General features: G+C 43.2%; 10 protein-coding genes. 4 read left to right on the top strand and 6 right to left on the bottom strand.

What is annotated here, in order from left to right; translation table 11 throughout:
• The first annotated feature begins 30 nt into the window (after nucleotides 1–30).
• The 3 genes from HY063_10690 to HY063_10680 are packed head-to-tail and all read left to right on the top strand — an operon-like array spanning nucleotide 31 to nucleotide 4,236.
• Nucleotides 31–1,617 carry a T9SS type A sorting domain-containing protein gene (locus HY063_10690; protein MBI3502251.1) on the top strand — a complete coding sequence of 529 codons (1,587 nt, stop codon included), beginning with the start codon at nucleotides 31–33 and terminating at the stop codon, nucleotides 1,615–1,617.
• A complete protein-coding gene (locus tag HY063_10685; protein ID MBI3502250.1) occupies nucleotides 1,618–4,014 on the top strand; it encodes a T9SS type A sorting domain-containing protein in 2,397 nt (798 codons plus the stop codon). It begins immediately after the preceding gene.
• A gap of 42 nt (nucleotides 4,015–4,056) precedes the next feature.
• Nucleotides 4,057–4,236, top strand: coding sequence for a hypothetical protein (locus tag HY063_10680; GenBank protein MBI3502249.1), 180 nt, complete (start codon nucleotides 4,057–4,059; stop codon nucleotides 4,234–4,236).
• 63 nt (nucleotides 4,237–4,299) lie between these two features.
• Here the strand turns inward: HY063_10680 and HY063_10675 are convergent, their stop codons facing one another.
• Nucleotides 4,300–5,640 carry a carboxypeptidase regulatory-like domain-containing protein gene (locus HY063_10675; protein ID MBI3502248.1) on the bottom strand — a complete coding sequence of 447 codons (1,341 nt, stop codon included), beginning with the start codon at nucleotides 5,638–5,640 and terminating at the stop codon, nucleotides 4,300–4,302.
• Nucleotides 5,641–5,857: 217 nt separating this feature from the next.
• On the opposite strand from HY063_10675, the gene dnaB reads away from it, so the two are divergent.
• Entirely contained in the window at nucleotides 5,858–7,339 is a 1,482-nt protein-coding gene (dnaB, locus tag HY063_10670) for a replicative DNA helicase (protein ID MBI3502247.1), read from the top strand.
• On the opposite strand, the gene HY063_10665 is transcribed toward dnaB, so the two are convergent.
• From HY063_10665 to HY063_10645, 5 genes are all read right to left on the bottom strand, one after another.
• On the bottom strand, nucleotides 7,340–8,047 hold the full coding sequence (locus HY063_10665) for a hypothetical protein (GenBank protein MBI3502246.1): 708 nt from the start codon (nucleotides 8,045–8,047) through the stop codon (nucleotides 7,340–7,342).
• 25 nt (nucleotides 8,048–8,072) lie between these two features.
• Nucleotides 8,073–8,957, bottom strand: coding sequence for an ACP S-malonyltransferase (gene fabD, locus HY063_10660; protein ID MBI3502245.1), 885 nt, complete (start codon nucleotides 8,955–8,957; stop codon nucleotides 8,073–8,075).
• Nucleotides 8,958–9,071: 114 nt separating this feature from the next.
• Nucleotides 9,072–10,367 carry a caspase family protein gene (locus tag HY063_10655; protein ID MBI3502244.1) on the bottom strand — a complete coding sequence of 432 codons (1,296 nt, stop codon included), beginning with the start codon at nucleotides 10,365–10,367 and terminating at the stop codon, nucleotides 9,072–9,074.
• Between the two features lie 111 nt (nucleotides 10,368–10,478).
• Entirely contained in the window at nucleotides 10,479–12,224 is a 1,746-nt protein-coding gene (locus tag HY063_10650; protein MBI3502243.1) for a PKD domain-containing protein, read from the bottom strand.
• Nucleotides 12,225–12,227: 3 nt separating this feature from the next.
• The coding region (locus HY063_10645; GenBank protein MBI3502242.1) for a T9SS type A sorting domain-containing protein at nucleotides 12,228–14,951 on the bottom strand (2,724 nt) is incomplete at its 5' end.

Below are 14,951 nucleotides of genomic sequence, written 5' to 3'. Positions count from 1 at the left end.
ATTTATATCTTTGACAAATAATAATACTTCATGAAAAAAATTTACTCTGCTTACTTGCTCTCTCTATTTTTCTCTTCGCTTTTTATTTCTTCTTTTTCACAAACCTATCAGCGCACCTATGGAAGCACCGGCTCCGAAACCGGCAGTTGCATTCAAAAAACTCTTGATGGAAATTATATTATTTCCGGAAGAACCAATAGTTTCAGCGCCAAGCAAGACCTCGATTATTATCTGGTGAAGATTGACCCGCAGGGAAACATTCTCTGGAGCAAAACCTATGGCGGAACAGGAAATGATATTCCTTATTATTTATATACCTGCACCGATGGCGGCTTCATTATGACCGGCTCAAAAGATATATGTGGAACAGGAGGATGCAAGGACATGTATCTGGTGCGCACCGATTCCGATGGAAATCTTTTATGGTCAACCACCATTGGCGGCACAGGCGATGAACTCGGCTGGTATGTGATTCAGACAAGCGATGGCGGATTTGTTTCCACCGGCTCGACTACTACATACGCTGCCAATCCAACGTATGACGGATACCTGGTGAAAGTAAATTCAGCCGGAATGCTTTTATGGACAAAAGTTTTTGACGGCTCAGGCGCTACCTTTTTATATTCGGTTTCCGGCACTTCCGATGGAGGATATATCGTAACCGGAGAAACTTCTGCCAACAGTTTCGGAAGTTCCGATAATCTTTTAATCAAAACCGATTCGAACGGAGATACGCTATGGGTGAAACAGATTGGAAAAGTTACCGAAGAATCTGCCAACGCAGGATATCAAACCGGTGATGGAGGATATATTGTAGTGGGCGATGTGCACGTGAATAACGCAGTGGGAGCGCATCACATTTCCATTATGAAAACCGATTCTGATGGCAATTTGCTTTGGAACCGCGCGTATGGCAGCAGCCCCGGCAGTGAAATCGCTTACGATGTAAAACCGGCACCCAACAACGGCTATTATGTTTTTGGCGAAACAGGTTTTTATGGCGCGGGCGGAAAAGATTTTTTGCTCGCTCAAACCGACAGCATTGGAATTATTACCTGGGCGAAAACCTATGGCGGCACCGCTATGGATGACCCCTGGTTTTTTCAGGTAACAAGCGATGGAGGAATGATGCTTGCCGGAGGAACGGCTTCGTTCGGCATCGGGTATTTTGATTTTTACTTAGTGAAAACGGATTCGGTGGGCAGTACGCAATGTTTTAATTTGCCTTGCAGTCCCGAATTGGATTTGCCCGTTCTTCAAACGCGCAGCGGCTTCACAGTCCTTTCCGGTGGAGCGCAGTCATTCCCGGCAACCACCGTTACAATTGATTCCACGCTCACATTCGACCCTTGCACGCTGGTTGGAATGAATGAAATTTATTCGGAAGAGGAGATTCAAGTTTTTCCAAATCCATCCAATGGCCAGTTTACAGTTTATGGTTTACGGTCTACGGTTGAATTATCTATTTATGATGTGCTCGGAAATAAAGTATTTTACAAAACTCTAAACGGGAAACAAGAAACTGTAAACATGAGCGGAGCGGGCAGGGGAATTTATTTCTACAAACTGGAATCTTCTGACGGAAAAATTGCGACTGGAAAACTTATTGTTGAGTAGATGAGAAAAATAATTTCTCTTTTTCTTTTACTTGTTTCACTTTCTGTTTTTTCCCAGCAGGGAAATAAGAAAGGGAACATGAATTTATTTGCCGATTCCTTGCGCTCCGATACCATTGACATTCTCAAAACCACCGTCAATCTTCAGATTACAGATTTCACCAATAAAATAATTGCAGGCAACACGCAAATTGATTTTGTTCCGAAGATGAATTCTGTTTCCACGTTGAGTTTGGATTTGCTGAAACTCACAGTGGATTCTGTTCAATTGAATAATTCTAATCTTACCTACTCTTACAACGACACATTGCTGATTGCAAATCTTCCCTCTGTAAAAAACAGCGGAGACACAACTTCTATAGTGGTTTTTTATCACGGCACTCCGCAAATTGACGCGAGCAACTGGGGAGGATTTTATTTTACTTCCACCGAAGCATATAATCTCGGAGTGGGTTTTGCTGCCGACCCGCATAATTACGGACGGGTTTGGTTTCCCTGCTTCGATAATTTTGTGGAGCGCAGCAAATACGAGTTCAACATTAAAACCAATAATGGAAAAATTGCTTATTGCAACGGCACACTTGTAAAAGATACTACCGACATAAACGGTTACCGCACGCGCACGTTTGTTCTCGATGAAACTATTCCTTCTTATCTGGCAATGGTGGCAGTGGGAATTTATACGCAGGTGAATTGGTCGTTCATCAGCATTTCGGGCGATACCATTCCGCTTATTCTTTCCGATGTTGCTTCCGACACAACAAAACTCAAAGGTTCATTCGTGAATCTGAAAAATGCCATTGCTTGTTATGAAAACCATTACGGTCCTTTCCCCTGGAAAAAAATGGGCTATGCGGTGGTTCCGTTTTCTTCAGGTGCCATGGAGCATGCCACTAACATTTCTTATCCGCGCCCGTTCATTACCGGAACAACTTCTTACGAAGATATTTTGATGGCGCACGAACTTTCGCATCAGTGGTTTGGCGACCACATAACTTGCCATAATCAGGGTGATATGTGGATTAACGAAGGCGTGGCAAATTACTCGCAGTTTCTTTTTGAAGAATGTGTGTACGGAAAAACTGCTTACAAAAATCAGGTGCGCGCCAATCATGAAGATAATGTTCATTACACGCACGTGCACAACAACGGGTATCTGCCCATCGCTCCCGTCTCTCATGCGAACACGTACGATTCTTATTTAGTGTATCACAAAGGCGCTGATGTGGTTCACACCATGCGCGGCTATCTGGGAGATTCACTTTTTTTTCTCGGGTTGAAGTATGTGCAGGCGAATAATCCGTTCACCGATGTTTCAAGCAAAAAATTCCGCGATGACATGACTACGGCAACAGGAGTGAACATGAATGATTTTTTCAACGGATGGGTTTGGGGTCCCGGCTGGCCGCATTTTTCCATTGATTCTTTTTCTTCGGTGGTGAATGGTTCCAATTATGATGTTACGGTTTACATAAAACAAAAATCAGATGGCGCGTCAAATTATTTCAATAATGTTCCGCTTGAAATCACTTTCAAAGATGCAGGTTGGAATGAAGCGGTAAAAATTATAAATGTCTCAGGAAAAAATACAACGGCAACGGTAACTATTCCCGTTAATCCTGTTTTTGCCGGAGTGGATATGGATGAAAAAATTTCTGACGCCATTACTTCCGATACGAAAGTGCTGAAGGCAGCCGGCACTTCTTTCGGTCAAAGTGCAAACGGAAGAATGCAAATCACCGTGCAGGCAATTACAGATTCGGCATTTATTTTTGTGGAACATAACTGGGCTCCGCCCGATTCTTTCAAAACACCCAATCCGAATTATAAACTTTCGCCCTATCACTATTGGAAAGTGAGCGGCATTGTTCCGAATCTTTTTAATGCAACCGCTTCCATCCTTTACGATGGAAGAACCAGTTGTTCCAGCGGTGGAAACTGCTGGCTCGATAATCAACTGCTCACTGCAAGCAACCAGGAAGACAGTATTGTTCTTCTCTATCGGAAAAATGCCGCTGACGACTGGAACTATTTTCCATACTATACAAAAAATGAAGGCAATCTGACAGACAAAACCGGCACGATAAAAATTGATTCGCTTCTTTTGGGAGAATATTCATTGGCGTTTGCTTATTCGCTCAGCGGAATTTCTGAAAACAGTTTTGATAATTCCATCCTTGTTTATCCGAATCCATCCAGCGGGCAGTTTACAGTTTATGGTTTACGGTCTGCTGTTGAATTATGTGTTTATGATGTCTTCGGAAATAAAGTGCTTGACAAAACCGTAAACCGTAAACAGGAAACCGTAAACATGAGCGGAGCGAACAGCGGAATTTATTTCTACCAACTCAAATCTTCCGGAGAAATTATTTCTGCCGGCAAACTTGTGATACAATAAAAATAGTTACATTGCATCTGAAAAATAAATAATAAATATTTTATGGAAGCAACACACGGCAAGCACACAAAACCATTCAGGTTTTACTGGACATTTATCGGGCTCGGATTGGGAATTGTTATAGGTGCATCTACCAATGAATGGATTCCCGCGCTCATTGCAGGAATTGCAATGGGAGTTGGAATGGCATTTATGGCTACCAAACCGGGAGTAGACCAATAAAAGTTTAAAGTAAGAAGTGAGATTTTAGAATTAAACAACTTCTTACTTTTCACTTCTAACTTCTTACTTCTTCGTAACCCTCACTTCACAATTCGGCACGGCTTTCTTAAATGAATTCGCGTTGAGTTTTGTTCCCTGAATGTCGAGCACTTTCAGATTTTTCAGGTTGTTCAATTCTTTCGGAAGCGATTTTAATTTTGCGCAGTTGGAAAGTTCCAGCACTTCAAGGTTTGCAAGTTCCCCGATTTGCGGAGGAAGCGCAAGCAATTCTGCGCAGCCGGAAAGATTTAATGTCTTCAGGTTTTTCAGCGCGTTAATGGAAGTTGGAAGCGAAGCAAAAGAATTATTTTCAAGATTCAGTTCTTCAAGCGAAGAAAGAGAAGTGACTGCATCGGGAAACTTACTGAAATTATTTTTTCCGAGATTCAATGTTTTCAGATGTTGAAGGTTCGCCATTTCAGGAGGAAGAGAAGAAAGTTTATTCAAACTCAAACTGAGTGAAGTGAGTTTGCCAAGTTTTCCTGTTTCGGCAGGAAGCGAATTCAGCATATTAATATCAAGTGAAAGCGATTCGAGATTTGAAAACTCTCCCGCCTGCGGCAGGAGCGTTTTGCTTCCGTCAGGCGCAATGACAAAACTTTTTTCTTCCACATCGTGCTGAAGCGAATTCAGGTTGAGTGCAAAAACATTTTCTTTGTTCGCCAGCGCCTCTTTAATGCTTGCATAATTATTCTCGGCATACGTTAACACTCCGTCATCAATCTGAAAATGAAAATTATTTTTTACCGGGTTCAGAACATTCAGATTAATTACATCGGCATTCAGGTTATCCACTCCCGCCATATCCACCCACACGGAATAATTTCCCATTGCCAGGTTTTTAAATTCAAATTTTCCCTGCGCGTTGGTGGAAGCAACCGCGATGGGATTTTTGTCTTTGTCGGCAAGAAACACGGTGGCTTTTGAAACCGGACCGAGATTTTTTCCGAGAGAAATGGTTCCGCCTAAAGAGGCAACGCCTGAATTGCTGAACGCTTTTTTAACAGTGGAAAAATCTGCCGTCACCGCTTCTCCGTAATTCATCGAAACAGGAGTGGCTTTCTGAGAGAACAGCGAATTGCCATAGTACGTGGGAAAATCATTCACGGTAACATCGGGTTTGGCAAGAATGAAATACTGCATGGAACCATCGAATTTATATTTTCCATTCGCATCTGTATAGGAAGAATCCACTGCTGAAAATAATTTTGTGGCGGGATTATATTGAATGAGCATCACTGCAGAATTGCGCAGCGGGTTTCCATCGCTCTGCTTCACCGTTCCCTGCAGAATAGTTTTGTTCTGAGAAAAAAGTTCTGTGCAGGCGCAAATAAACAAAACGATTGTTGATAAGGTTTTCAGCATGTTGTTGAAAAGATTATTTGTGAAAATGAAATGAATGATTTTTCACAGCAAACATACTCACTTTGCTTAATTCCTCCTAAAAATGTTTCTTGTTAATTGTTGTTAGGATTTTTCTTGGGAAGGAATTTCTATTTCTTTACCTTTGTTGCATAATTAAATAATTGTCAGAAAAAATTCACCGGGGCTAAAGCCCTTTTTTAATCTCCGATTCAAAAGTATGGAACGAAAAGATACCCGCGACACGCGCAAACGAACTAAAACTGCCATCACTCCTGCACAACTGCTCGAACTTGGAAAACTTCCTCCGCAGGCGGTAGATTTGGAAGAAGCCGTGCTGGGTGCTCTCATGCTCGACAAAGACGCGCTCTCCAATGTGATTGACATTCTGAAGCCCGAAGCATTTTACAAAGAAGCGCACCAGCATATTTTTTCGGCTATTGTAAATTTATTTTCCAAGTCGGAACCGGTGGATATTCTTACGGTTACGCAGGAATTAAAAAAGACAGGTGAACTGGAAATTGCAGGCGGAGCATTTTATGTTACGCAGTTAACCAACCGTGTTGCCTCTGCTGCCAATGTGGAAATGCACGCGCGCATTGTGCTTGAAAAATTTTTGCAGCGCGAACTCATCCGCATTTCCACCGACACGCTGCAACATGCGTATGAAGATTCATCGGATGTTTTTGAATTGCTCAACAAAGCCGAGCAGAATTTATTTTCCATTTCTCAAACCAACATCCGCAGGGACTTCGAAGAAATCCGCCCGCTGCTGCTGAAAACAATCCAGCAAATTGAAGGTGCGAAAGACCAAAAATTAAGCGGAGTGCAAAGCGGCTTCACGCGCATTGACGCCATCACGGGCGGCTGGCAAAAATCCGATTTGATTATTCTTGCAGCGCGTCCCGGAACCGGAAAAAGCGCTTTCATAGGGACCATTGCGCGAAATGCCGCAGTGGATTTTCAAAAACCGGCTGCCATCTTTTCGCTCGAGATGACTTCCATTCAGTTAGTGAGCCGCCTCATTGCTGCCGAAACCGAATTGCCTGCCGATAAATTGCGCAAAGGCGAATTGCGCGATGATGAGTTTCACCAGTTGAACGCCAAGATTGGAAAACTCACCACCGCTCCCATTTATATTGACGACACTCCCGCTCTTTCCATTTTTGAATTCCGCGCCAAGGCAAGGCGGCTCAAAGCGCAGCACGATGTGGCGCTGATTATTGTGGACTATCTTCAACTGATGGTGTCGGGGCAGGAAGGAAAATTTTCGCGCGAGCAGGAGGTGAGCAATATTTCGCGCTCGCTCAAGGCAATTGCAAAAGAACTGAACATTCCCATTATTGCGCTTTCGCAAATGAGCCGCGCGGTGGAACAGCGCGGAGGAACCAAACGCCCGCAACTTTCAGACCTGCGCGAATCGGGAGCCATTGAGCAGGATGCCGACCTTGTGATGTTTATTTACCGACCGGATATGGTGGGCATTACCGTGGATGAAAACGGAAATTCCACCGAAGGCATGGCGGAAATAATTATTGCCAAGCACCGCAACGGAAGAGTGGGCTCTGAAAATCTTTTATTCATTTCGCAGTTTGCAAAATTCATTGAGCCGACTTCTTCTATGGACTTGTCTGATTCAGGAGAAGACAATTCCATCATACGCGGCTCAAAGATGAATGATATTGAGGAGGAGTTGGAGTAATCAATAAATCACCGCAGGGCAGGAGTCATGCCCGCCCGGGCGGAAGATGATGCCGATGCGCAGTTCCCACGCGCGGTTGCGGATTTTCAGCGGCTCGGTTTTGTAGGCGTAATAAAACGGAGTGTCGGGATTATAATGCAATTCGACAAAGGGCTTGAAATATTCGTACACAATTTTTTCATAACCGATTCCCGCTCCCCAGCTGAAATTAAATTTCTGAAATGCGCCTGTTATTGCAGGAGATTTTGTTGCCTGCGTGAGCAAATATTCCACGCGCGGACCTAACAGCAAATAAGGATAACCGTCAAATGTTTCGTATTGAAGTTTGAGAAAATTATTCCAGCAGATGTAGTTGAGTTTGTCTTTATAAGTGGCGCTGTCGGTTTTATCCTTGCATCCTTTCTGGTTGAACTGAAATTCGGTTACCCAGCGGATGTTATCGTTATCAATGAACTCCGCCCTTAATGAACCGTTGAAGCCGAAAATATTTTTCTTGCGGAGTTTATCTGTTGTGCCATCCGGGTAAGTGTCAAACCATTTCTCGCGCGCCATAGTTACTCCGCCTGTAATACCGATGCCCTTGAAAAATTGTGCCTGCGCACAATTTAAAATTCCAAATTCCCAAAAACAAATTCCAAACAAGCACCAACAACTAAACTTCAACTTCCAAAACCGTTTGAGATTTTCTACTTTGAATTTGGAATTCATTTGTGTGTTATTTGTCATTTGGAATTTACGCACTCTGTGCGTCAGCGTCTTTATTTATTTTCTTTACCAATCCCTGCAAAACCTTTCCCGGTCCCACTTCCACATACGAATTTATTCCATCGGCTGTCATGCGCTGAATGGTTTGCGTCCATCGCACAGGAGCGGTGAGTTGCGCAATGAGATTATTTTTTATTTCGTCCGCATTTGTTACAGGACTTGCATTTACATTCTGATAAACCGGGCAAATTGGTTTTGAAAAAGCAGTAGCGTTTATTGCTTCTTCCAGTTCTTTTTTTGCCGGCTCCATAAGCGGAGAATGAAACGCACCGCCAACAGGAAGCACCAGCGCGCGTTTTGCTCCTGCGGCTTTTAATTTTTCGCAGGCAATAGTCACTCCATTGATTGAACCTGAAATCACCAATTGTCCCGGGCAATTATAATTTGCCGCCACCACCACTTCTCCCGAAGAAGAAATTTCCGCGCAAATGGTCTCCACCACTTTATCATCGAGATTCAGAATTGCCGCCATGGTGGATGGGTTTGCTTCGCATGCTTTCTGCATTGCCAGCGCGCGCTTGGAAACTAATTTCAATCCGTCTTCAAAAGTTAATGTCTGGTTGGCAACCAGCGCAGAAAATTCTCCGAGCGAATGGCCTGCCACTGCATCGGGCTTGAAAGATTCTCCCAACGTTTTTGCGAGAACCACCGAGTGAAGAAAAATGGCGGGCTGAGTAATTTTTGTCTGCTTCAGTTCTTCATCGGTTCCTGCAAATAGAGTGTCTGTAATGCGGAAGCCGAGAATGAGATTTGCTTTCTCAAACAATTCTTTTGCTGCCGGAGAATTTTCATAAAGTTCTTTTCCCATGCCAGAAAACTGCGAGCCCTGTCCGGGAAAAATGTATGCTCTCATAATTACGGATTACGAATTGTTGCGAATCTACGAATGAGAAGCAAAGAAAAATTAAAATGCAAACTTGAAATATCAACACTCTGTTGTATCAATTTCCCCTTTAGGGAAGGGGCATCACTTCTTAATAAAGATAAACTGCCCGCCTTCATCGCCTGTGTCTTTTACGGGAGAAAGTTTGGGAGTTTGTTCGGAATTGTTCACCACCGGAATTTTTATTTTCTCGTAGAGTTGCCCGGCATCAAAATATTTATTGTCGTTTTCGTTCAGCGTTTTCAGAAAATAGTAAGCGAAGACCGAATGCCCGTTTTTTCCTCCATCAAGCACCGGCTCAATTCCGCCCGAAGTCATTGCCTGCCGCGAAATCAGCCCGTGCACATCGCGGTAATATTTTTCTGTGTCTTCAAATGGAACAGAAATGGTATTTCCCCTGAGAATATCTCCGCTGAAGCAGGCATCGGAAACCAGCAGCGTGTGTTTCGATTTTATTCCCACGAGATAGGTTTGCAAATCATTGTTGGAAATATAATCGGCAGTGCTGTTCGAAAGCGCATCGGCAGGAACCCAGAAGCCCTTGTTCAGTTCTTTCTTGAATTCTCCGTGACCGGAATAATAAATGAACACGTTGTCTTCTTCTTCTGCATTCTTCGAAAGCCATTCGAGTTCGGAAATAATTGCTTTGCGGCTCGCCTGCTCGTTATACAACGTGTGAAACGTGTTGAACTTGTATTTTGATTTCAGCAGCGCCTCAATCGCCTTTGCATCGCTCACCGCATTTTTCAGCGGGGGCCATTTACCTTTGTAATTATCCACGCCAATGATGAGCGCGTAATAATTTCCCACGAGCATGTTCTTTGGTTTGTCCACGTTGAGCCCTTTCATGGGGTCACCGCTTCCGCGGTAGGTGCCGGCTTCGGGCAGATTAGTGGAAGGAGGAGGAGCGGGAGGATTGTTTGCCGTGTTGGAAGATGCTTCCGAAATTTTTACCCGCGAAAGAAACTCGAGCGTGTATTTTCCTTTGGCGGCTTCGGCATCCACCTGTTGTTTTTCTTTCGCAATTTCCGAATCGGATTTGGTGGAGAGAAATCCCTTGCTGAATTTTTTCACACCGGTTTCAATGCTGCCGGTTTTTTCTTTTTTGATGACAAAGGTAACTTCCACTCCTTCGTTGAGCACTAATTCTTCCAAAACGGGTTTGAGCGAAGCATCGGCAAACGTGATGCGCACGGCATAGGTGCCTTCGTTCAGCCCTTCGGCTTTTACGTTTGATTGCGGTGCGGCATTGTACGAAACCCCGTTCAGCATCAGCGTGAAGGGCTCGCCTGCTTCGGTGAAGAAAACATAATTTGATTTTTGCGCAAGGACGAAGAAGGAAAAAAACAATAAGGCGGAAAGCGCTGATAATTTTTTCATGGTGGATGTATTAAAGTTGCGCACGGCATAATACAAACACCGTGCCTGTGTAATTCAGGAGATAAAGATAGAAAGAAAAAAACACGGGGACTTATACTCTATGCTGCAAAGTTACTCAATCACCACTTTCTCCGTGTGGCAGCGAACTTCTGTCCCCCTTTTTGAAGGGGGAATAAGGGGGATGTCCGGTGTTTCACACACCTCCACAAGAAACAATCCCTTGCCGAAACCCGAAACTTCCACCTCTGTTCTCTTTGTAAACTTTTTCTCCGCCACTTTCTGACCGAGCGGGCTGGTGATGCGAACTGTGTATTCTTCTTCCATCCCTCCACCCTTCCATTCTTCCACTTCAACTGTAATATTGTTTTTTGCGGGGTTGGGATATATTTTGAACTTCAAACTTTGCGACTGAATGTTGTTGACTGCCGCTGTTCCGTAAATAATAGTAATGGTTTTATAGGCAGTATCAATGCAAGTACCGGTAGGACCGTTATAGGAAACAATTACAGAAACCGTATAAGTTCCCGCTGTTTTGTAATAATGCACTGGCATTTGTCCGTTTCCGCTTTTGCTGTCGCCAAAATCCCACTGCCAGTTGCTTGCGCTTTTTACGTTGTTGTAAAAATTTACTGCAACAGAATCAGTATAATAAAAAGTATCGGCAGGCAGTTGCGTAGGGGTGAGGGCATGAATAATGGGCTGCAGATAATTGCAGTTGTTTTCCCACGGCTCATAATATTTTACAATGCTGTTTGCTTTTTGAATGGTACCCGCCTGGTCAAACCGACCGCCAATGTATAAAGTATCCTTCCATTCAAGGAATGCTTCAATATCTCCTTTGTTTGCGGGATCGGTCGGACCATATTCAAAAAATCTGATTCCCCCCGGCAGGGAATCCCATTTTATGCCATCCCATTTGGCGATGCTTTGATAGGATATTCCATTAATGCTGTCTGCCTTGATGTATAATTTACCGTGATACATTTTCATGAAATCAGCATTGGTATTCGGCAGCGTATTTTTTAATGCGCTCCACATATACCCATCCCATCTCGCAATTAAATAGGCAGGAATCCCATTTCCAACGCTTAAAAAACCACCTCCCACATAAAGAAAATTATTTATAGTATCAGCCGCCATTGATTGCACTACGTAATCGGCCCCGTTGCTGCCCACGCTGTCCCAGGCAGTACCGTTCCATTTTGCAATACAAGAAGCGGGAATGCCTCCTGCCGAATAAAAAATTCCGCCAACATATAATTCCCCGTTGAATATTTCCATTGTAAATATTGCAGAACTGCCCCCGGTTACACTTCCACCTGCATTGATCCATTTTGTTCCGTTCCATCTTTCGATGGTATTTTTGTTTGTGCTGTCAATAAATTCCCACCATCCCCCCGCATATAATTCATTATTATATGTTATATCTTTAATTATCCAACCAGATACAGTATCTTTAAATCCTTTTGTCCAGTTTGTTCCGTTCCATTTTAAAATATACTGTTTAGATGAAAGATTTTTCTTAATATCTGCCGCAACCCATAATTCATTGTTGTAAACAGCCAAAGCAGAAGGAGGATATACGACATACAGTGAATCAATTTTTGTTGAGTTCCAGTTTTTCCCGTCCCATTCTGCTACTCCGTCCATTGGCTTTCCGCTTCCTTTGCCAAAATGACCGGATACATATAATTTGCCATTGTAAATACATATAGAAGTAATTTCACCTCCAATATCATTGTAAGGAGGAGCGGTACTGGCTATTGGAAGTCCTCCTGCCAGCGAATCCCATACTACCTGTGCGCGTGCATTCAAGCAGCAATAAATCAGGAATAAAAAAACAAAACTTCGTTTCATCTTCTACTTTTGAATAACCACTAATTTTTTAATTACTGGAGTAAATCCTTCGCCTTCGAGTTTGCAGAGGTAAACTCCGTTCTGCATTTCACCCGTGTTTACCAGAATGTGGCTGCCAGACGCATATACGGGATAACTTTTCAGTAATGTTTTCCCGTTAACATCATAAACAGCGAGGATGGCGTAAGGAATTTCTTCAGGCAGCGAATAAATAAAAGTTGTGTAATCGCTGCTTGGATTTGGCTGCGGCTCGCTCAGCGAAACTTCGCTGATGGATTCTTTGTATGCAAACTCTCCTTCGTTTTCCGTTTGCATAAGCCGCGAGGTATTTGCATCGGGAGGAAACTGCTCGTTAAACAACAGCATGAGAATTGCGCGCGCATTCGAACGCGCAACGCTGCTGACGGAACTTTGCGCAATGCCGCGTATCTGCATTACCTGCGCGTTGTCTAAATCATATTCGGTATTGCCCTGCGCTTTCATGTTGAGCAATAATAGCATCAGGGTTTTCCAGTCGGCTTCCTCGTTATCAGCAGGAGCAAAAGAATTCAGCCGCATTTCCGCGGATGTTAGATTGCCGTCCGACAATTCCTGCCCGAAAAGAATTTGCCGCGTTTCATTCGTTTGGCTGTAAGTTTCTAAAAATGCAGAGGCGGAGTCAATAGAATTATTGCCGAGATAATAGGTTACTGCCTCATTTATATTTTGCTGAACATCTCTTTGGGCATTGGCAATATCTCTTGAAATGTTCGCAAGCGTGCGCACGGCAGAACTTCCCTGCGCTGACTTGATTTGGTTTGCAATGCCGACAGGCAACGCTGATGCTTTGGCGAATAAAGGAGTTAATACATTATCGGAAACAGGCATGTTAGGCATCAGCACATCCCTAAAAATTCCGGGAGGAGTTCCGGTTTTATTGATAAATGCGAGAAGCGCTTCATCTGACAGAGGAGAATCCTGCACTAATAAATTTTTCAGGTTGCCGCTTGAAGTATTGCTGCTGATTGCGGCAAGCAGCGCGCTTGTCTGACCATGGTCTAAATTTGCGAGCACCGAATTATATTCCTGCTGAAGCGAAGCAATCTGGCTGTTGAGATTATTTATTTGAATAATGCGGCAGCAGGGAGGATTGCAAGTGCAGGGTACTGTAGTTAGATCGCACGATGTTCCGGTAGCGGCAATAGTAGAATTAACAGGAGTAAAATGATTAATGCTCGTATTGATGGGAACATCAGGAATTTTGGAAGGGGGCGAAACATGATGCACATACTTAAAATACGCATCAGCCGAAGAAATCGCTTTTTCACTTGGAGTAACAAAATCATTTCCTGCCGGATATTGGTCGGGATTGGCAGCGGAAGAAGGAGGCAAACTTCCCTGGTTTGCCAATATGCCGGATTTACTCCAGCAATAAGGATTAAAACTGGTTCCGGCATTGCTATGAGAATTACACCTGATAATTAATGCGCTGTTGTTACTTGTTTTGAACAACCCAACAATAATTCCCGTAGGGCAATCGATAAATTGATTTTGATTATTATTAATTGTACCAATAAATCCACCATAGGTGCCCGTGTTATCGCAGAAAACCCCCGCAGTAGTGACTTTATTAAAAATATTATTATCAAATACATTAAATGCGCGGGCATTTTGAAAAAAAATCCCATTGGTTATAAAAGGAGTAGGATTATTGGATTTGTTGAAACCATTTGCTGTCATCCGGTCGTAATAGCCGTTGTTTATAAGAATGCCTGTATTTAAATTCGCGATAAAGGTATTAGAAGAAAATAAATGCGTATTGCTTAAAACGGGATTTGTGTTCTGAATATTTATTCCATATAAATGATTGTTGAAACTGCATAGGTTCGCATTGAATCGCGTATCAAAGGCGCGGATGCCTTCTTCCATGTTATCAAAAGTATTACCCGAAGTTGCAGAGCCAAACGTTACGTTGCGCGCGCTTTTCCAAACATAAATTCCCCAGGGGCTTCTGCCGGTTGAGTTGGGAAATGCATAGGCGGGATTATGTATATTCGGATAAGTATATGCATTGCCGGTTATATATCCTGGGTCAAACAATTTAACATTTCCACCGATAAAATTACAGCCTGAAATTATACTCGCATTTGTTGGTGCAAATGGCGCAAACGCCACCCCGATTGCACATGCATTAAAAGTGCCATTTGTTGCATTGATGATTCCCCCGCTGGCAGATAAACCGTAGGGACCTTTGCAAAGTCCGCATGTAAAAGAAGAAATACATCCTGTCTTCCCAAGTAAAACACCGATATGCGCTTTTTCAATTACCGGGCTGTTTAAAAATGTAACCATGCCCTGATATTGCTGGTCGGAAAGAGAATGAGTTTTGCTTGGGTCTCCCCATACTTCAATGCCGTGCCATAAAAAACAATCCGAAACAAGTGTAGTAGGAGCCACGGTCAGCGTGCATCCGTCCAATATTAAGCGGGCGCCCGGCTCCACAATTATTTTTCCTAATGGGCCAAATTGAACAGAAGCATTTTTTATTGTAAATGTATTATTTGCCTGAACAGTGATAGTTTTTTCAACTCTTATTGTATTAGTAGTGCATGAATTGCAATATCCATTAAAAGGAGGTTGCTGCCATGTTTGTGTAGTTAGGGAAATATCCTGCTGTACATCAAAATCGGATTTCTGATAACAGCAAGGAGCAATTTCTACAGGATGGCAAACAGTTGTAGAGCATCC

This window comes from Bacteroidota bacterium (assembly GCA_016195025.1).
GTDB lineage: Bacteria > Bacteroidota > Bacteroidia > Palsa-948 > Palsa-948 > Palsa-948.
This window is presented reverse-complemented; position numbering and strand designations above follow the sequence as displayed.

Bases quoted from the DNA above. Each gene is read 5' to 3' on its own strand.
- HY063_10675 (MBI3502248.1), bottom strand. From the start codon at position 5,640: ATGCTGAAAACCTTATCAACAATCGTTTTGTTTATTTGCGCCTGCACA.
- HY063_10650 (MBI3502243.1), bottom strand. From the start codon at position 12,224: ATGAAACGAAGTTTTGTTTTTTTATTCCTGATTTATTGCTGCTTGAAT.
- HY063_10685 (MBI3502250.1), top strand. From the start codon at position 1,618: ATGAGAAAAATAATTTCTCTTTTTCTTTTACTTGTTTCACTTTCTGTT.
- dnaB (MBI3502247.1), top strand. From the start codon at position 5,858: ATGGAACGAAAAGATACCCGCGACACGCGCAAACGAACTAAAACTGCC.
- fabD (MBI3502245.1), bottom strand. From the start codon at position 8,957: ATGAGAGCATACATTTTTCCCGGACAGGGCTCGCAGTTTTCTGGCATG.
- HY063_10665 (MBI3502246.1), bottom strand. From the start codon at position 8,047: ATGAATTCCAAATTCAAAGTAGAAAATCTCAAACGGTTTTGGAAGTTG.
- HY063_10690 (MBI3502251.1), top strand. From the start codon at position 31: ATGAAAAAAATTTACTCTGCTTACTTGCTCTCTCTATTTTTCTCTTCG.
- HY063_10655 (MBI3502244.1), bottom strand. From the start codon at position 10,367: ATGAAAAAATTATCAGCGCTTTCCGCCTTATTGTTTTTTTCCTTCTTC.
- HY063_10680 (MBI3502249.1), top strand. From the start codon at position 4,057: ATGGAAGCAACACACGGCAAGCACACAAAACCATTCAGGTTTTACTGG.